This is a genomic window from Niallia sp. FSL K6-0212 (assembly GCF_038007605.1).
Lineage (GTDB): Bacteria > Bacillota > Bacilli > Bacillales > Cytobacillaceae > Niallia > Niallia circulans.
Window position 1 is genome coordinate 2,204,890 of sequence record NZ_JBBOXL010000001.1, and the last position, 18,876, is coordinate 2,223,765.

The 18,876-nt window shown below is 37.4% G+C and carries 17 protein-coding genes; 14 read left to right on the forward strand and 3 right to left on the reverse strand.

Translation table 11 applies throughout. The features are described from left to right. Window positions 1-109 precede the first annotated feature (109 nt). Window positions 110-370, reverse strand: a complete 261-nt coding sequence (locus MHH96_RS10425; protein ID WP_061800014.1) for a DUF4190 domain-containing protein — start codon at window positions 368-370, stop codon at window positions 110-112. Window positions 371-639: 269 nt separating this feature from the next. Between MHH96_RS10425 and MHH96_RS10430 the strand changes: the two genes are divergently transcribed. The 3 genes from MHH96_RS10430 (at window position 640) to MHH96_RS10440 (ending at window position 3,417) form a co-directional block, all read left to right on the forward strand. Then, window positions 640-771, forward strand: a complete 132-nt coding sequence (locus tag MHH96_RS10430) for a YuzL family protein (RefSeq protein ID WP_095259472.1) — start codon at window positions 640-642, stop codon at window positions 769-771. Window positions 772-1,375: 604 nt separating this feature from the next. Next, the gene (locus MHH96_RS10435; RefSeq protein ID WP_047943243.1) at window positions 1,376-2,209 is read left to right on the forward strand and encodes an alpha/beta fold hydrolase; all 834 of its coding nucleotides are present in this window, start codon (window positions 1,376-1,378) and stop codon (window positions 2,207-2,209) included. Then, window positions 2,206-3,417 (forward strand): SpoIIE family protein phosphatase, encoded by a 1,212-nt coding sequence (locus tag MHH96_RS10440; RefSeq protein ID WP_047943242.1) that lies wholly within the window; start codon window positions 2,206-2,208, stop codon window positions 3,415-3,417. The genes MHH96_RS10435 and MHH96_RS10440 overlap by 4 nt, the downstream gene beginning before the upstream one ends. 607 nt (window positions 3,418-4,024) lie before the next feature. On the opposite strand, the gene MHH96_RS10445 is transcribed toward MHH96_RS10440, so the two are convergent. Continuing rightward, window positions 4,025-5,299 (reverse strand): IS110 family transposase, encoded by a 1,275-nt coding sequence (locus MHH96_RS10445; protein WP_047945042.1) that lies wholly within the window; start codon window positions 5,297-5,299, stop codon window positions 4,025-4,027. A 571-nt stretch (window positions 5,300-5,870) separates the two neighbouring features. Here MHH96_RS10445 and MHH96_RS10450 point away from each other — a divergent pair. From MHH96_RS10450 to wrbA, 6 genes are all read left to right on the forward strand, one after another. Then, entirely contained in the window at window positions 5,871-6,326 is a 456-nt protein-coding gene (locus tag MHH96_RS10450; RefSeq protein ID WP_047945040.1) for a MarR family winged helix-turn-helix transcriptional regulator, read from the forward strand. A 146-nt stretch (window positions 6,327-6,472) separates the two neighbouring features. Continuing rightward, entirely contained in the window at window positions 6,473-7,411 is a 939-nt protein-coding gene (locus tag MHH96_RS10455; RefSeq protein WP_047945039.1) for a ring-cleaving dioxygenase, read from the forward strand. 18 nt (window positions 7,412-7,429) lie between these two features. Beyond that, a complete protein-coding gene (locus tag MHH96_RS10460; protein ID WP_047945038.1) occupies window positions 7,430-8,041 on the forward strand; it encodes a flavin reductase family protein in 612 nt (203 codons plus the stop codon). A gap of 23 nt (window positions 8,042-8,064) precedes the next feature. Then, window positions 8,065-9,012 carry a ring-cleaving dioxygenase gene (locus tag MHH96_RS10465; RefSeq protein WP_047945037.1) on the forward strand — a complete coding sequence of 316 codons (948 nt, stop codon included), beginning with the start codon at window positions 8,065-8,067 and terminating at the stop codon, window positions 9,010-9,012. Next, complete coding sequence (locus MHH96_RS10470) at window positions 9,009-9,620, forward strand: alpha/beta hydrolase (RefSeq protein ID WP_047945036.1); 612 nt, start codon at window positions 9,009-9,011, stop codon at window positions 9,618-9,620. The genes MHH96_RS10465 and MHH96_RS10470 overlap by 4 nt, the downstream gene beginning before the upstream one ends. Window positions 9,621-9,800: 180 nt before the next feature. After that, window positions 9,801-10,412 (forward strand): NAD(P)H:quinone oxidoreductase, encoded by a 612-nt coding sequence (wrbA, locus tag MHH96_RS10475; RefSeq protein ID WP_047945041.1) that lies wholly within the window; start codon window positions 9,801-9,803, stop codon window positions 10,410-10,412. 54 nt (window positions 10,413-10,466) lie between these two features. On the opposite strand, the gene MHH96_RS10480 is transcribed toward wrbA, so the two are convergent. Further along, window positions 10,467-11,381 (reverse strand): DMT family transporter, encoded by a 915-nt coding sequence (locus tag MHH96_RS10480; RefSeq protein ID WP_047945035.1) that lies wholly within the window; start codon window positions 11,379-11,381, stop codon window positions 10,467-10,469. Between the two features lie 126 nt (window positions 11,382-11,507). Between MHH96_RS10480 and MHH96_RS10485 the strand changes: the two genes are divergently transcribed. The 5 genes from MHH96_RS10485 (at window position 11,508) to MHH96_RS10505 (ending at window position 18,801) form a co-directional block, all read left to right on the forward strand. Then, complete coding sequence (locus MHH96_RS10485; RefSeq protein WP_047945034.1) at window positions 11,508-12,335, forward strand: TrmB family transcriptional regulator; 828 nt, start codon at window positions 11,508-11,510, stop codon at window positions 12,333-12,335. 41 nt (window positions 12,336-12,376) lie between these two features. Further along, on the forward strand, window positions 12,377-12,583 hold the full coding sequence (locus tag MHH96_RS10490) for a hypothetical protein (RefSeq protein ID WP_047945033.1): 207 nt from the start codon (window positions 12,377-12,379) through the stop codon (window positions 12,581-12,583). 323 nt (window positions 12,584-12,906) lie between these two features. Then, window positions 12,907-14,163: a YeeE/YedE family protein gene (locus MHH96_RS10495; RefSeq protein WP_047945032.1), complete on the forward strand. Its 1,257-nt coding sequence runs from the start codon at window positions 12,907-12,909 to the stop codon at window positions 14,161-14,163. Window positions 14,164-14,754: 591 nt separating this feature from the next. Next, window positions 14,755-16,017, forward strand: coding sequence for a group II intron reverse transcriptase/maturase (gene ltrA, locus MHH96_RS10500; RefSeq protein ID WP_047945094.1), 1,263 nt, complete (start codon window positions 14,755-14,757; stop codon window positions 16,015-16,017). Window positions 16,018-16,704: 687 nt separating this feature from the next. Then, on the forward strand, window positions 16,705-18,801 hold the full coding sequence (locus MHH96_RS10505; protein WP_047942878.1) for a 5'-nucleotidase C-terminal domain-containing protein: 2,097 nt from the start codon (window positions 16,705-16,707) through the stop codon (window positions 18,799-18,801). Window positions 18,802-18,876: the final 75 nt, after the last annotated feature.

The window sequence follows — 18,876 nt, forward strand, 5'->3', positions numbered from 1 at the left end:
AAAAAGTTGTTAGTAAAATGTCATAGGTACTGTCCGACGCAACATAGATATGATTCGTATATGCAAAAAAGGCTCTCCATAAAGGGGGAGCCTCACAAAAACATATAGTTTATCCAAAAGTGGCCAGTGAAAAAAACGCAATAATCCCTAACAGTACTAACAGTTGGAGGATTATTCCCGCTATGCCCCATATTAAGCCTGCTGTCGCAAAGCCTCTCCCATTTTCGTCCGTTTTATTGATTTCATTTACTGCTTTTCTTGAAAAAATAATGCTGATAATTCCTAAGATAAGACCAATGAAGGGAATTAATACCGATAAAATACCAAATGTTAACGATATAATTGAATTAGTGTTTGTCTGATTGTTCATGACAGTCGTTCCTCCTTTCTCTTATTACTTGGCCCAGCTCAAACTCTGGAAAATCTGTCAGTTAGGGATGGGATGTATCCTTGAAGGTCGATCCATCAGTGGTTATCACTGATAGAAGTTTTCTTTCTATACTGCGGTTGTTTGCTTTATCCTTATATAAAGTAATACGAAGAACAGCATTTAAAGTTACAATGAATATTTTTCATTCTTTACAACGATTCACATAACTTCATTTATTCATGGAAAACTAATCTGTGGAGGTGAATAGAATGACAAACAGAAAAGCAGATCCATCCACAATTGGTTTAGGTTCTAGCCAGCCAGAAGGTCAAGGAACAACTTCAAAGGAAACAGGAAAAACAAAGGCAGATTCTTCTAGAAAGAAACAAAAACGTTCTTAACCGTGAGAATATAAGAAGAAAAACAGGCGAGTAAGATTCACCTGTTTTTCTTTTAATTATAATATTATTTTCTTGAACTTAAGCTCTCCTGCTCTCCTCAGCATGAAGGGGAATACTCTAGCTCCAGCAGAAACTTTTTTTCTCTTCCTTATTTTATAAGTGTTCCAGCTATCATACTAACGGTTATCTTTCGTTGTTTTCCTTCATTCAAAAAGAATCTTCAGAAATGCTCCCTCAAGCTCAATATATAATTGTTTGTGACTTCCCCAATAGTGTTATGTTAGATGACTAATTCTAGAGATGGGTATCGGCTTTGAACAAAAGGCGGTTTTTCCTTCTCGTTCTTTTACCAACTTTTAGAACTAAGTGGGTATACTTTCTTTATTTTGAATCAGTGATAAAATAAAGAATATAATTAATTTAAAGGACGTTATTTATAATACCAAAGTGACTTTTTGGAGTCCATTAACTGTTTATCCGTTTTATTGTATGGGGAATCGGTTGGTAATGTTTGGATAAAAATGTTGAATGAATGGTTTATTAGAAAGAGTAGGGCTTGAAAATTTTTTATAATTAATTGATAGGATAAGAAAGGAGCGTTGTTATGAACCCTAGTATCCTGAACCGAAATAATGTCAATGTTCTAGGAAATGGAGATCAAGCGATGATTTTCGCACCAGGTTTTGGATGTGATCAAACGGTGTGGAAATCTGTATCAGAGTCGTTTGAAAGTGATAAGCAAATTGTTTTATTTGATTATGTTGGGATGGGAAAATCAGATATAAAGGCATTTGATTCGGATAAATACAGCGATCTTTCCGGTTATGTTCAAGATTTGTTAGATGTTTGTTCAGCCTTAAATCTTAAAAATGCAATATTTGTTGGTCATTCCGTTTCAGGAATGATTGGTTTATTAGCATCCCTGCAACATCCGGAATATTTTTCCCATCTTATTATGGTCGGTCCTTCTCCTTGTTATCTTAATGATCTTCCTGATTATTTTGGAGGTTTTGAAAAAGAAGATCTAATAGGCTTAATTGATATGATGGATAAAAATTATATTGGCTGGGCAACTATTTTTGCTTCAACCGTTACCAATAATCCTAGTCGGCCAGATGTTGCAAAGGAGTTGGAAAATCGCTTTTGTTCTACTGATCCCGTAATTGCTCGTAAATTTGCAGAGGCTTGTTTCTTTGCGGATAGCCGGGAAGAATTGCCAAAAGTTACCGTGCCCTCTCTGATTATGCAATGCTCTGAAGATATAATTGCTCCAACTATAGTAGGTGAGTATTTGAGTCAACATGTTCCGAAAAGTAGGCTGACATACATGAAAGCAACTGGACACTGCCCGCATATGAGTCATCCAGAAGAGACGATTCAATTAATTCGAGAATATTTGGGAGAAGTTCCTAGTAAAGTTGTTGATCCCGCCTTATGAATGAGCAATTAAACAAAGCTCCTTGTGGTTTTATTACGCTTTCGAAAGAGGGCATTCTATTATCTATTAATGATACATTAGTTCAATTACTTGGTTATCGTTTAGATCAATTAATTGGACATCACATCAATATCATTCTTCCTAAGCCTTCACAGGTATTTATGCAACTTTATTTCTTTCCCTTGGTAACTGTTCAGCATCAAGTAGAAGAAATGTATCTCTCTTTTACTAATAGGAATGGAGAAGAAATACCCGTTCTGATTAACGCATCACTCAGCCAAGATAAGAATAGTCAAATTATAACTTGTGTAATTATCCCTATACAGAGAAGAAATGAATACGAAAACCAGTTAATTATGTCCAAAAAAATTACGGAGGATGCATTAAAGGAAATAAGCATTGTTAATGTAAAATTGGAGAAAGCCCTTCATAATTTGGAAGAAAATCAGAAGAAACTTTTAGAAGTGAATAAGCAGAATGAACAATTTAAAAAAGATACACATAGAGAATTGAATCTAGCAAAGAAAATACAAGAAAGATCACTGCCTGAAATAATATCTGCCGATCACATCGAAATGGAATCCTATTATTCTGCATCGAAGGAATTATCAGGGGATATTTATGGCTGTTATAAAATAAATAATCATCGATATGGAATTATTCTATTAGATGTAATGGGACACGGTATTTCATCAGCACTAATAACTATGTCTTTGCAATCTTTATTCCAAAGGTTGATTCCAAAAGGAACTGCTACTAACGAAGTGATAAAAGAATTAGATGATCATTTACATACTTTATTTCATCACAATCAGGAATCCTGGCATTATTGTACGGCTATTTATCTTGTAATTGATACCGATAAAAAAACGATAGAGTATACGAATTGTGGACATCCACCAGCTATCTTTCAGAATTCTGCAGGGAGTCAGTCAGAACTTCGAGCAACCGCACCTCCACTAGGGACATTTGAGGGGATACAGTATGAAATAGAAACATTTCATTATGATATAGGCAGCAGAATTCTTTTATACACCGATGGCGTTTCAGAACCTCTTGGCTTCCATCGGCTAGGTTCCTTGTTAATGGAGCATTCATCTGAACCATTGATAGGGTTAAAAGAAAAAGTCTTGCAATCTCTTCAAAATGAAGGAGAGGAGAAATTTAATAATGATGATCAGTGTTTTATTTTAGTTGGTTTAAAATAGATATGTAATAGAGTAAGAGAAAAGCATTTAACTATTTCGACTCTAATCCAATAAAGCATCTTTATCTGGAAAAAGGATGCTTTACATCATTTTTCTGTTATAAGCTCAACCAATAAAACATGCAATTAGTAAACAGAAAAGAACTAAAAACAAAGTGCAGCTTGTTGACAAAAGGAATTTAGGAAATGCAAATGGAATTATTATGCATTGATTGGAGTGGAAGGGGTGAGACTCCCTCGAGGAAAGTTGATATACCAACGTTTACAGCGTTATTTTTTTAGTCCAATATTTTTTTAGGAAAACTCTTTGAATCATATTTTAACTAACTATTCCATTAATTATAATATTTGGTAAGTAAGTGGACGCGACGCTAGAGCCAATAGGGATTTATTGACAAATATACACTATTAGATGCATCCGGTATCTCTACTCTTCTTATGAGGACGTACCCTCCCATGTCTCTTAGCGTCGCGCGCTTACATTCCTTCGTTTGGTCTCATCATAAGGCAGAGGCTGGTATCATGCTCCTGTATGGACTCTAAGTCGTAAGTCTCTCTAAAAGCCAGCTTTCCTGTCATCTTTTTGAATATAACCGTCTTATAGATTTTTATTTGGGTTGGAGGATAGAGAGATCTTGTCTCATTCGCTCCTTATCAAACAGTACTTCTTGCTGACAAAGTCCATGAAAAATTTTTAACATTTTATTACATAGAACGACTAATGCTTCTTTCTTCTTCAAAGGGTTTTCTTTTCTAGAGATATAATACTGATATAAATCATAAAAGGTTTCATTATTTCTAATCAAAGGCAAGACAGCACGATAGAGAAGGGCTCGCAGCTTTCTTCTCCCTCTTTTGGAGATTCGCTTTTGTCCAATCATCTTTCCAGAAGAGTTCTCTCGTAAGGTTAATCCCGCTAATTTAATAAGTTGGCGTGGATGTTTATAATGCTTGAGAGAACCCACTTCTGCTAGTAAATCTATAACGGTAGTTTCCCCAATGCCAGGGATTGATAATAAATAATGATATTCCGCTTGTTGCTCTGCTAGTGTCTTTAAACTTTCATTTACCTGTTCTAATTGCTTTGTCAGAAGTTCGTATTGAGTAATTAAAGAGTAAATTTCTATACGAGCCATATTGGAGCCTTCTGTTAATCCAATAGATTGTACCGCCACTCTCTTTAGTTGTGCTATTTTAGGTCTTGCTGGATACTTTAGTTTTTCCTTTTCCAAGTATAAAAGGACTAACTCCTCGATTTCTTTTTCCATTAAGTCTACTGGTAAAGGGGTATGTTTTAATATGGCACATGCATTCAGCCCTAAATCTTTAAATGCTACTTTAAATTCAGGAAAGTAACGATCCGTCCAGCGAATGATACGATTTTTCACTTTCGAAATGTCCTTTTTCAGATTCCACCGAATAGAGGAACCTTCTCTAAGCTCTGCTTCTATTCCTTCTATTTGACGAGGATCACTAAAGTATCCATTGGTTATTAGTTTAGCAATGACTCTCGCATCCTTCTTATCATTCTTCGTTTGTAAGTTATCATCCAACTCCTTGGAACGATTCACATGTAGAGGATTGACCATGACAAAACGAATATCATTTTGGGTAAGAAAAGCAGCTAAATTCATCCAATAGTGCCCAGTAGGCTCGAATCCAATCAATAAATCATCCTTTTGATGAATGGCCTTTAGATTTTGAAGCTTGAGATAAAATTGATGAAAACCATGATGAGACTGGTGGATAGAAAAAGAGGTACTTAACTCAACCCCTCGATCGTCCACCGCACATGCATAGTGTGTATTTTTAGCAATGTCAATTCCAATGATTAAAGTGGAAGTAGACACTTGATTTAAACGGTGATTACGGGTATTATTCATAATAGATTCTCCTTCTGACGCTGTGTTGATTGGTCTCAATATAAGCATCATAAAGGAGGATCTTTTTTTGTGCAATACCACAGAAACTAATCCCACAGGAATGCTCCTGTGGGATCTGCGAGACAGTCTGAGACCCTGCAGGCCTTAGGCCGAAGCGGCTCAGCGCGAGCCCCGCGGAAAGCGAACCCCTGCAGCGGAAATCAACTCTTATTTAAAAGATGCATATTTATAAACTAAGACAAACTCCTAATTACTGAATTAGGAGTTTGTCGACGGTCTGAACTATAACATAGTGTTAAGGTTCTTTTTCGTGTATTTTTCTCCTTTTGATCTTTTATGGGAAACATGCAATCAAAGTACAGAGACAAGCAATAGATTTACTTATTCAAAAAGCTTTTTATAAAGCTATTTGAAATGGGCATAATGGAAATTCGTAAGACTATATAAGCAAATGTAGATTACACCACTTTAATACACGCTTGGTATATCACTTTATGAAAAGTAGTTGACATGTACAAATAAAGTATTATATAATTATCTCGAATTCAAGATAATTGAAAGGAAGATTATCATGGATAATAAGGAAGTAAGTAAATATGAAGAAGATTTATCACTAAAGGTATTCGTTGTGTTGTCGAGAGCATTGCAATCGATAAAGAAACGAGTAGAAGAAGATATAAAATGTCTCGGGTTAAACCCTACAGAATTTTCTGTGCTGGAATTGATTTATAGCAAAGGGGATCAGCCAATTCAAAAGATTGGTGAAAAAGTTTTGATTGCAAGCAGCAGCATTACCTATGTTGTAGATAAATTAGAGAATAAAAAATTAATCAGAAGAAAACCTTGTCCAAAAGACCGCCGCATAACCTATGTGGTAATAACAGAAGAGGGAACCGAGCTTATGGACAAAGTCTTTCCAAAGCATAGAGCAGCTATGAACGAGATATGTGGCGGGTTAGACAATAAAGAAAAAGAAATACTGATTGAACAGCTCAAAAAATTAGGGCTTCATGCACAAGAGATGTGATTTTTTTTGAGGTTATATCTCGAATTAATAATATTTTAATTCGTAGTAATGAGCAAAATAGAGAATTTCTATAAATGATTTTTCTGCTTATAACAAATAGTAATTAAATAAAGCTTGCTAGAAAATTGGAATAGGAGTGAACGGGAATGACGAAGAGCACAAGTGGAATTCACCATATTACGGCAATCGTAGGCCACCCGCAAGAGAATGTTGACTTTTATGCAGGTGTATTAGGATTGCGTTTAGTGAAACAGACTGTCAATTTTGATGATCCAGGGACATATCATTTATATTTTGGAGATGAAGGCGGCAATCCAGGAACGATTATTACTTTCTTTCCATGGGCGGGAGCGCGTCAAGGAGTTATTGGAGACGGGCAAGTCGGCGTAACGTCTTATGTGGTGCCTAAAGGAGCTCTTTCATTTTGGGAAAAAAGGTTAGCAAAATTTAATATTTCTTTCACAAAAACAGAGCGTTTTGGAGAGGAATACTTAGCTTTTTCTGATCCTCATGGCTTACTGCTAGAAATAGTAGAAAGAGCAGAAGGGAAAAATAATAGCTGGCAGTTTGGTGAGGTGACACCTAAAAATGCTATTAAAGGATTTGGCGGTGCAACGCTTTTATCGAAACAACCTGCACAAACAGCAGAACTTTTAGAAAAAGTGATGGGTTTTAAAAAAGTTGGCGAAGAAGGAGAATATGTACGTTTCCGTTCCTTTAGCGATATTGGAAATGTCATCGATTTAAAATTAACTACAGGCAGAAGTGGAGAGATGGGTGTAGGGACTGTTCATCATATTGCTTTTAGAGCAGTGGATGATCTTGACCAATTAGACTGGCAAAAACATGTCTCGCAAAATGGATACCATGTAACAGCTGTTAAGGATCGAAATTATTTTAATGCCATCTATTTTAGAGAGCATGGTGAAATCCTCTTTGAAATTGCGACAGATCCTCCAGGATTTGCCATTGATGAATCTAAAGAAACACTAGGAGAGACATTAATGCTGCCAAGTCAATATGAACAATATAGAGAACAGCTTAATAGCAGATTAATACCAATTGATGTTAGAAATCTCGACTAATTTGTAAAGGATGATTTGATGCATTCCATTGATCCGAAAACCATTTCAGAAAGAGAGAATTATAAATTTCTAATTGGAAGCATAATTCCTAGACCTATTGCCTTTGTTACTAGCTTGTCGGAAGAGGGTGTCTTAAATGGGGCTCCTTTCAGCTACTTTAATATTGTATCATCTAATCCGCCAATGATATCGTTATCCATTCAGCGTTCCAATGGGAAACCAAAGGATACGGCAAGGAACATTTTAAACAAAAGGGAATTTGTCATTCATATTGTAGATGAACAAAATGTTGATAAAATCAATCAAACGGCAGCAAGTCTTGCGCCAAGTGAAAGTGAGATTGAATTAGCAGGATTAACACCGATAGATAGCAGCGCCATCTCTGTACCGGGGATAAAGGAAGCTAAGATTCGTATGGAATGTGTATTGGAACATTCATTAGAATTGGGAGGTACCGAGGCACTTCCTGGATGTGATTTTCTAATTGGAAGAGTGGTTCATTATCACATTGATTCTACCCTGTATGAAAATGGCAGAATTGATCCAAGAGGGTTAGCAGCTGTCAGCAGATTAGCGGGAAATGACTATGCAAAAATTGGTGACATGTTTACAAAAGTAAGACCACAATAGTTCCATGAAATGGAGAGGATAAGATGCAAAAAACAGCAGGAATTCATCATATTTCAGCAATGGTAAATGATGCACAAAGAAATATTGATTTTTATGCAGGTGTCCTTGGTCTACGATTGGTAAAAAAGACAATTAATTTTGATCGCCCAGAAGTATATCATCTCTATTTTGGGAATGAAACAGGGGAACCGGGAACAATTATTACCTTCTTTCCATGGGAAAAACAGCTGAAAGGTAGAATTGGCCAAGGGCAAGTTGGTGTAACGAGTTATGTTATTCCACAAGGTAGCAGTGCATTTTGGAAAAATCGTCTTCTTTCCTATGGTGTAGAAGTGGAAAGTGCTGCGAGATTTAACGAAAAATATTTGCAATTTGTCGATCCAGATGGTCTGCAAATCGAATTAGTGGAACGAAACGAAGGACCAACAAGTAATTGGCAGCTAGGTTCGATCCATCCCGCTGCTGCTATTAAAGGTTTTGGCGGAGCAACATTACTTTCAGCACAACCGAACAAAACAGCAGAGGTATTAGAACATATATTGGGTCTTAAATGTGTAGGAGAAGATGCAGGGTATCTCCGTTTCTTTGCAGATGCACAGATAGGAAATGTGATAGATATCAAATTGACCCCGTCTGTTCGTGGTCTCATGGGAGCAGGAACTGTCCACCATATTGCTTGGCGGGCAAAAGATGAGACAGAGCTTCAGCAATGGAGAACGCTGCTTCAAGAAAAAGGGTATTATCCAACGGAAGTGAAAGATCGAAACTATTTTAAAGCCTTATATTTTCATGAAGAAGGCGGCATTCTATTTGAAATAGCTACTGATGGACCTGGATTTGCGGTGGATGAGCCAACAGAACAGCTGGGAGAGAAGCTTATGCTTCCTGAGTGGTTAGAAGAAAAGCGTGATGAGTTAACAGCTGCTTTGCCTAAAGTAGAGGTTAGAATCTTAGAGGAGGAGAAGGGATGAAACATATTTTCAATAAGGGAAAAGATCCGAAAAAACCCACGTTATTGATGTTACACGGAACAGGCGGAACAGAGTTAGATTTATTGCCACTAGCGGGGATGATTGATGATGAAGCTTCAGTGCTAAGTGTCCGTGGGAATATTTTAGAGAACGGCATGCCGCGTTTCTTTAAGCGTTTAGCAGAAGGTGTATTTGATGAAGAAGATTTAATTTTTCGTACAAAGGAATTAAATGAATTTCTAGATGAAGCAGCCCAAAAATATGAATTTGATAGAGACAATATCGTGGCAATTGGCTACTCTAATGGTGCCAATATTGCTGCAAGCTTATTATTTCACTATCAGGATGCATTAAAAGCAGCTATTCTACATCATCCAATGGTTCCAAGAAGAGGAATCACGCTCCCTGACTTAACAGGAAAAGGAGTATTTATTACCGCAGGAACGAATGATCCAATTTGTTCAAAAGAAGAATCAAATGAACTACAATCAATGCTTGCTAATGCGAATGCGAATGTCGAAATGCATTGGGAAAACAGAGGCCATCAGCTAACAGCAGAGGAAGTAAAAGCAGCTTCTAAATGGTATTCGGCCTTAATGAATAACTAATCATTAAAAAGAGAAAAATCAATCATAAATTTCTACAATTGGGGAATAAGAAGAACAGCTAACATTGAAAAGACTATTTCAGTGGAGGTGATTCTTATAAGAGATCAATAAAAAAATAAAGCAGGTGTACTTATGGGATTTTTAAACAAATTATTTGGAAAATCAAAGGAGATGGAAAATATGTCAAATGTTAAAGTAGCAGTAATTTTTTATAGTATGGGTGGAACAAACTATCAACTAGCACAATGGGCAGCAGAAGGAGCAAAAGAAGCTGGCGCAGAAGTGAAAGTGGTAAAAGTACAAGAATTAGCGCCACAATCTGTTATTGACAGCAATGAAGCTTGGAAAGCAACAGTGGATGCAACAAAAGATGTACCAGTTGCATCATCGGAAGATATTGAATGGGCAGATGCGATTATTTTTAGTGTTCCAACACGTTTTGGTACAATGCCTTCTCAAATGAAGCAATTCATTGATTTACAAGGCGGTCTATGGGCAAACGGAAAAACAGTAAACAAAGTAGTTAGTGCCATGACTTCTGCGCAAAATCCACATGGTGGACAAGAAGCAACATTATTATCCTTATACACTTCTATGATGCATTGGGGCGCTATTATTGCTGCACCAGGATATACAGATCCAGTTCTTTTCGGTGCAGGTGGAAACCCTTATGGAACAAGTGTAACAGTAGGACAAGATGGAAAAATGATCGAAGACGTTCAAGGTGCAGTTAAACACCAAGCGAAACGTACTGTTACCGTTGCAGAGTGGGTTAAAAAAGGAAATCAATAATTTGTAAACATAGGAAAACCAGAAGTAGATAGCTTCTGGTTTTTTTGCATGCTGTTATTCCACAGAAGCTTCCGATGGCAGCGGTTGAGGTAATTCCTCTTTTTGAATGGAGCTTAAAATAACACCGATAATGACAATTGCTCCGCCAATAACCTGGGTCAATGTAACGATTTCCTTTAGAAGAAAAACGGAGAAGACTATCCCAAGTACAGGAACAAGATTCATTAAGGAAACGGAAGCACTTGCAGACAGTTTTTTTAATCCATAATTATATAAAATAAAGGCAGCAACGGAGCAGCCAATGCTTAAAAAGAGCAAAGAGGTTATGCTGATCACATTTGGCATTTTCCACGCTTCATCTTCCCAAAGTAAAAACGGTATAAAGCATAAAGTTCCTACAGTCATTTGATAGGATGTTATGGTCATTGCTGAATATTTCCTCGTTATATCTTTTGTAACAAAGTTGTAGCATGCCCAAACTATTCCAGCCCCTAGAAGAATAAGATTCCCCCAAAAGGATTGATTGCTTCCATCTACTTTAATTTGTGTCAAAATAGCAACACCTGTAATAGCCAGAAAGATTCCTAAAATCTTTTGTAAGGAAGGCTTGGAGCGATAAAGGAAAAATTCAAGCAGTGCAGTAATGGCAGGAAAGGACGCAACAATTAAGGCGGCATTAGAAGCAGAAGTCATTTGAACGCCTATATTCTCTAAGGTGAAATAAAGGGTAATTCCCAATAAACCACTTAAAAAAAGTCGTTTACGATCCTTGTTTCTGATTTTTTCTGTTGAATTTGTTATTTTGCGAATGATCCAGATAATAAGGGCTGCTATAAGTGTTCTTCCAGCTCCAAGCTGAATCGGCGCAAAGGTTTCGTAAGCTAATTTGGTTGTAATAAAAGAACCACTCCACAATATCACAGCACTAATACATGCTAAATAATAAATATGAATACCTTTTTCCATCATCAACACCACTTTTCAAAATAGTAGCTACAAAAGTAACTACTTAAAATAGTAGCAGAATGATTTGTGATAAAGCAATAGCTTTTGGTAAAATAATAGTTACTAAAGTAGCAACTATTCGGAGGGACTATGAAAGACAATACTTTGGAGACATTAAGAAATTTAAATTTTACGGAATATGAGGGAAAGGCTTATCTAGCTTTATTAGCGGAATCTCCCTTAACGGGCTACGCCGTTGCCAAAAATTCAGGAGTGCCGCGTTCCAAAATTTACGAAGTACTGGAAAGTCTTGTCAATCGTGGCGACATTTTTGTCAGCTATGGCAATACACCACAATACATTCCCGTACCAGCGAAAGAATTGATACGAAATCGCCGCTTAAAAGCAGAAGAGAATTTTGAACAGGCGGAAATGTTATTGGAAAAATTTGAGAATACAACAAGTGATCGCGAAAACATCTGGAACATCACTGGAAGTAAGGAGATATTGGTTAAAGTAAAAGAATGTATTGCTTCTGCTGAACAAAGGATACTGATGGAAATATGGGCAGAGGATTTCAAGGAACTAGAAATGGAATTAGAGCAGGCTGCAAATCGAGGCGTAACAATCACGATTATTGCATATGGAGAAATAGTATCAGATTTTGCTAATATATATCGCCATGATATGAGTCAAGAAATTACGGAGGAATACGGTGGTAGATGGCTAGTCTTTAGTGGAGATGATCAAGAGGTATTAGCTGGGATTATTTCCTTGGGAAAAGAAAGCCGTGCAGCTTGGACCATGCATGTTGGACTTGTAATGCCGATTACAGAAGTAATGATCCATGATTTATACTTAATGGAAATATTGGAGAAACATCGTGATATATTAGAAAACTCATTTGGGAAGAACCTTATTGATTTGCGGAGAAAATTTTCCATCTATCCTGACTTCAAAAAGCATTATGTGAAATAAATCAAATTGATATGCCAATTATATGGAAATGAAGGAAAGTAATGGAAGTGTTTTTAATAAGCTTTTTTTCAGCTGCCATTATATTTATTACCGTTTTTTATATAATAAAGGCATTAGTTGTCGCTTTTAAGAGTGATGAAATATCACTGCGAAAGTTTGTTATTTTTTCAAGTTTTTCCATTGGAATAAGTGTAAGCATTGTGTCCATATTACCCTTTGGCTATCAAAAGATATTTGATTATATTTAAAAGACAAAGTATTTTTTTTATAGAAGTGAAAGCGAGAGGACTCTGTGGGATGGCGAGAAAAACAGGCAGAGATTTAGCGCAAATCCTACGGAGTGAATCCCTCTATAGGGGAAAAGAACATCTTATTCAAAGAGAGTAGTAAAACAAAAATAAACGTCTATTTCTAAAAATTAGGGTGTATTTACAGTCGGAATGTTATTTTTTTAATTAACAAAGTTTAATATAGCTTTTTAAAAGGTAATTTTATATTGACATAAATTGAATATACCATTAAGATGATAAAAGTAATTCCGACTATATTAATAGGGAAAGGGTGTTTTGGAGTGACAACTTCAGTAAATGTTCAATCGGCTCAAAAGATAAAGAGTCAAAAAGAACAACCAAAAGGATTAAAGGCTCCACAGATGCCTTTAATTATTGGTGGACTCATTGTAGCAGCGATTCTACTAGTCTATTTATTAATGACACAAAAAAGTATGCAGCCGATATTATTAGTTTTAGGTCTCTTACTAGGATATACATTATTTCATGCTCGTTTTGGTTTTACATCCGCATTTCGCAGACTTGCTTCAGTAGGAAATGGGCAGGCGTTACGCGCTCATATGCTGATGTTAGCAGTGGCGGTAACGCTATTTGCTCCAATTTTAGCATACGGCGTTTCCTTTTTTGGAACAGGAGCTACTGGCTATGTATCACCGGTTGGTGTTAGTCTTGTCGTTGGTGCCTTTATGTTTGGGATTGGCATGCAGCTAGGGGGCGGATGTGCTTCTGGTACCTTGTATGCAGTAGGCGGCGGACGTTCTGTTGCATTTGTAACATTACTATTCTTCATTATCGGATCCACAATTGGTGCAGCTCATCTGTCGTTTTGGACAGAAGACTTACCATCTTTTGCACCAATTTCATTAGCGACATCAACTGGTCTTGGCTATGGTGGAGCTTGGATTGTATCCATTATTCTATTTGGTGTAATTGCATGGATTACATTAGTTGTGGAAAGAAAAAGAAAAGCGCCAAAAATGGCTCCTCTTCCAACAACAACTGGCTGGAAACGTATTTTCCGCGGTTCATGGCCATTATTCGCAGCAGCGATCGTGTTAGCTGTACTTAATGCTTTAACCTTAATGACACGCGGTACACCATGGGGAATCACCTCTGCCTTTGCTTTATGGGGTTCAAAAGTGGCACAATTTTTTGGTATGGATGTAGCAAGCTGGGGATTCTGGCAAGGGGCAAATGCTCAAGCTTTAGAAGCTTCTATTTTTGCAGATTCTACAACGATTCTAAACTTCGGTGTTATCCTTGGGGCCTTTTTGGCATCAGCAGCTGGCGGTCTCTTTAAATTTTCAAAAGTGACGCTTGGAAATGTGCTTGCTTCCATCATTGGCGGCTTACTAATGGGCTATGGCTCACGTCTAGCATTTGGATGTAACGTAGGTGCTTACTTTGGCGGGATTGCATCATTCAGTGTTCACGGTTATGTGTGGGGAATATTAGCATTAGCTGGGACATTTGTTGCCTTGTATCTTCGTCCATTATTTGGACTTTCTGTACCAAAGTCAAAAGATACATTTTGTTAAGAGAAAAAGCAGGTATCATTTAGATGATGCCTGTTTTTTTTGGTGTGCCCGGCATGGGTGCAATCTTTAGGGTGAAAGTCCCGAACTGCGAAGGCAGAAGTAGCAGTTAGCTTAACGCAAGGGTGTCCGTGGTGACGCGGAATCTGAAGGAAGCGGGCGGCAAACTTCCGGTCTGAGGGACACGAACTTCATAGAAGGCTAGGTATCATTGGATGAGTTTGCCAAACAAAACAAAGTCCTTTCTGCCGAAGGTGATACAAAGTAAATGAAGCAGATAGATGGAAGGAAAGATCGCACTCTTACCCGGGGAGGTCTGATGGATACGTGAAGTACTCTTCCTAACCTACTTAGCGATAAGTAGCTGAACCATCAGAAGTCAGCCGATGTCATAGTACAAATCGGTCTAGAACGATTTGGAAGGACGGAACAATTAAGAGAGAATAGCCCTTGGCTTTCAGTAGGTCATGAGGAACACAGAAAACATAGTACCTCACTTGAGGAAGGAAACGGTGAATTCCGTGGGGGATCTCTTGGAGGGTGGAGTGACCACTGGCATAAGAAGATAAGCTATTCACGGAAGGAAGAATAACGATGCTTTTAAATCAAATCCTGTCACGGGAAAATATGCTTCAAGCATTAAAACGAGTAGAACAGAATAAAGGAAGTCATGGAGTAGATAGGATGCCCGTACAAATCCTACGACAGCACATAGTCGAAAACTGGCATTCTATCAGAGAGGCTATTTTCAAGGGTACTTATGAGCCAATGCCTGTCCGAAGAGTCGAAATCCCGAAATCTGATGGAGGTGTTCGGCTACTAGGTATTCCAACCGTGAAAGATCGTTTGATTCAACAAGCCATTGCCCAAGTATTATCGAAGATATATGACCCGATGTTCTCCGAACATAGCTATGGCTTTCGACCAAACCGAAGCGCCCATGATGCGGTAAGGGAAGCAAAGGGTTATATAAAAGAAGGATATAGATGGGTTGTAGACATGGATTTAGAGAAGTTCTTTGATAAGGTCAACCATGATAGACTCATGAGTACACTTGCGAAAAGAATCAATGACAAACCACTAATAAAGTTAATCCGCAAATATTTACAGGCGGGCGTTATGATGGATGGAGTTATTTCAAGTACAGAAAAAGGAACGCCACAAGGCGGACCATTAAGTCCATTACTCTCTAACATAGTTCTGGATGAACTAGATAAAGAGCTAGAAAGTCGCGGGCATAAATTCGTTCGTTACGCGGATGACTGTAATGTTTACGTAAAATCGAAGCGGGCAGGAGAACGAACAAGGGCAAGCATTCAACGATTCATCGAAAAGAAACTTCGATTAAAAGTGAATGAGAAGAAGTCAGCAGTAGATCGACCATGGAAACGGAAGTTTCTAGGGTTTAGCTTCACGTCTTCTAAAGAACCAAAGATTCGTATTGCAAAAGAAAGCTTAAAACGAATGAAGATGAAAATACGAGAAATCACTTCCAGAAAGATGCCCTATTCTATGAGATGTCGGATGGAGAAATTAAACCAATATCTAATGGGTTGGTGTGGATATTTTGCATTAGCGGATACTAAATCACTGTTTATAAAATTAGATGGTTGGATACGAAGAAGACTTCGCATGTGCCAATGGAAAGACTGGAAGAAACCAAAGACAAGGATTCGCAACCTTATACATCTAGGTGTCCCAAAAGGGAAGGCTTATGAATGGGGAAATAGCCGGAAGGGCTATTGGCGCGTCTCGAACAGTCCTATATTAGATAAAACCCTCGATATCTCCTATTGGAATAATCAAGGGTTTAAAAGTCTACAAACTCGTTATAAATTCTTGCGTCATTTATCTTAATTGAACCGCCGTATACGGAACCGTACGTACGGTGGTGTGAGAGGTCGGGAGTTAATCACTCCCTCCTACTCGATTAAAAAAACTTAACTTTTCAAAAAAACATCTAAATAGAAGATAATAATCTATCGAAATTTGAGCAAGTCTTTCTCCTTTATGTCCAAGTCTCACTTATTTCGGGAAGGTGCGAATATTTTAGTATATAAGAGGATATCTTTTTTAAGTCCTAAAGTTGGCAGGAAAAGTATTTAATATATTGAATGTTCGCCTTTTTGGGTATTTTTTTCGTCTGTTTTCTTAAAAAAATGAAAAAAATGTAGAAAATACAAACAATCTTTTCTATACTAGTTGTAAAGATAGGATTCCTGATAAAAGCTTCTACCGTTTCATTAATCGCGAAGAGGAAATTTACTTTTTTCCTGAATATGGAAGATGAGATTTTAACAGGTACTAGTAATATAGAAAAAGGTTGGGAGGTGCAATTGTCCTGTTATAGGCATTTAATGACGGGATGTAAGTTGAGAACCTATCTCAAGAAAGTATTTAATTTATGAATAAGTAGATAAGCTAGATTAACAGAGATTTACAACCGTTTCATCATAGGTTAATAGAGAATTTCTACAATAAGGGAGAAAAGTTGATTTTTATTTGCTTTAAGTCAACGAAACTAATTAGGGGGTAATTGCTTAAATGAACAGGAAGAGGCATTTTGCATTTCTTTTTAGCATCATAACAACATTAGCACTATTAGTATCTGTTATTTCACCAGCTAGTACATACGCGGAAGAGAGTAATAATCATTTTAAGTTAACGATTATGCACATGAATGATACGCATGCTCGTGCCGATTTACTGCCAAATATGATCACTGCTATTAAAGAAGTGCGGGCAGAAGATCCTAATGCATTAGTATTTAATGCAGGAGATGTTTTTTCCGGCACACTCTATTTCAATGAATATCGTGGAAAAGCAGACCTAGCTCTATTAAACATGATGAATTTGGATGGGATGATCTTTGGTAATCACGAATTTGATTTAGGTTCTAATGAGAATGGTCATAAATCATTGGCAGAGTTTGTTAAGGGTGCAAAGTTTCCATTCCTTGCAGCTAATGTTGATTTTTCTGGCGATGATTTTATGAAAGATCTGCAAAAGAATGAATTCTCTGCATCACCAGAAGACGGAAAAATTTTCAATGGTATAGTGAAAGAAATTAACGGAGAAAAGGTTGGTATTTTCGGGTTGACAACAGAAGATACAGCAAACATCTCTAGTCCGGTAAATGTAAAATTTTTAGATTATATTAAAAAGGCAGAAAATGCAGTTAAGACTTTTGAAGATATGGGGATTAACAAAATTATTGCGGTGACTCATATTGGCTATGATAGTAACCCTGATTTCGGAAATGACTTACAATTAGCCAAGTATGTAGATGGAATTGATGTAATTGTTGGTGGACATTCACATACTCAATTAGATGAGCCAACCGTTATTAAAACAGATGAGAATGGTGTGGAGAAAGATCCAACTCTTATCGTTCAAGCATACCAATATGCACAATATTTGGGAAAACTAGCGGTTGAGTTTGATGAGAATGGTGTTGTTTCTGGGCATGAAGGACAGCTAATAAATGCTTCACAAAAAGAAGCAGATCCAGAAGCTGCTGCTATATTAGCTCCATATAAAGATAAAATAACACAGCTTTCTACTCAGGAATCAGGAGCAATTGCACTAAAGGCATTAGCAAACCCTCGTCTAGGTGAAGGAAGTACGGTAAGTGTACGTGCTAATGAAACAGAGTTAGGTAATCTTGTTACAGATGCCATGTTAGCAAAAGCAAAAGAGAAATATCCAAAAACAGTAATTGCCTTTCAAAATGGCGGTGGAATTCGAGCAGCAATTAATGAAGGTCCAATTACTATCGGAGAAATCATTGCAGTTCTTCCATTCGGAAACGATCCAGTGGTGTTAGAATTAACTGGTGCAGAAATCAAGCAAATTCTTGAGCAGAGTGTTAGTCAAGCTCCAGCGGAAAATGGAGGTTTCCTTCATATAGCTGGTATGAAGTATAGTTATGATAGCACTAAAGATTCAGGTTCCAGAGTTGTTTCTATGTATGTAAATATAAATGGGGAATTTCAAGAAATTCAACCAGACCAAAGATACCTTGTGACGACAAATAACTTTACTGCTAAAGGCGGTGATGGGTATCCAGTATTTGCTAATGCTTATGCAGAAGGTCGGGTACAGGACATTGGGGAAGTTGACTGGGAACAATTATGCTCTTATATGGTAGACGATTTACGTGGAGAGGTAAATCCTGTTCTTGAAGGCCGAATTGTCGATTTACGTGGAGCTGAGCCAGAAACCCCAGGAGACGAAGAAGAAATCCCAGGAGATAACGAAGAAACTCCTGGAGATAATGAAGAAACGCCAGGAGATAACGAAGAAACTCCTGGAGATAATGAAGAAACGCCAAGAGACAACGAAGAAACTCCTGGAGATAATGAAGAAACGCCAGGAGACAACGAAGAAACGCCAGGGGATAATGGAGAAACCCCGGGAGATAACGGAGAAACGCCAGGGGATAATGGAGAAACCCCGGGAGATAACGGAGAAACTCCAGGAGATAAAGGTGCAACACCAGGAACAAACAACAATGCAGATGGAAATGCTCTTCCAAATACAGCTACAAACATGTATACAATGATTGTAGCTGGGGCAATATTATTAGCTGCCGGAATTGGATTCCTGGTATTTAGAAAAGTTAAATATTCAAAGATTTAATAAAATTAATAGTTGAAAAGACCCTTTCGCAGTTGCGGAAGGGTTTTTTTTTGAGGAGAATTTTTAAAATAGATG